This window comes from Vibrio sp. 704 (assembly GCF_033339295.1).
Window position 1 is genome coordinate 1 of sequence record NZ_JAWOUH010000774.1, and the last position, 576, is coordinate 576.

A 576-nucleotide genomic window follows, 5' to 3' on the forward strand; every position below is an offset into this window, starting at 1 on the left:
CGGCTGTCACTTCTCGACCAGTGCGAGTATTTGCATGACCAACGTGGTCGATCACCGCACCATGGAACTTCTCAACAGAACCACGGCTTTTTCGCCACTGGAAGTACTGAACAGAGTCAGAGCCATGAGCCACTGCTTGCAATGAGGAAAGTAGATGGACACCGTCTTTTTTGAGCTTAGTGATTGGCTGCCAGTTAGTTTGGCTTGGGGTTGATTCCATAAGTAAAAACGGCTGGTTTTTCAGTGTGCGCATCAAATCATGGTACATCCCGGTATAGCAAGCGAGCGCAACTTCATCGCCGTCACGGTGCCAAAGCGGATAGCTGTCCCAAGAAACACCATCAATTGACTTTGCCAATTCCCAATAGTTGTAGTCGTAAAAGTACTCCATGAAGTTTGCCGTCGTAGGCAGATCAGGATTAATCGACTTGAGCGGTGCAATCTCGTGCTCACAGAAGTTCGAGACGCGGTCAGTACAGAATCGTTTCCAATCTAACTTCAGTGCGTGAACGGAGTTCTCACCAACGGGAGATGGTGATTCAATTTGTTCCCAACTGGTGTAAGTATGACTCCAGA

The 576-nt window shown here is 48.3% G+C and carries 1 protein-coding gene; it reads right to left on the bottom strand.

Annotated features, from left to right (window positions below; translation table 11 throughout):
• Positions 1-576 (bottom strand): beta-galactosidase (locus R7R24_RS29045; RefSeq protein WP_318120504.1); only part of this gene is annotated, 576 nt, incomplete at both ends.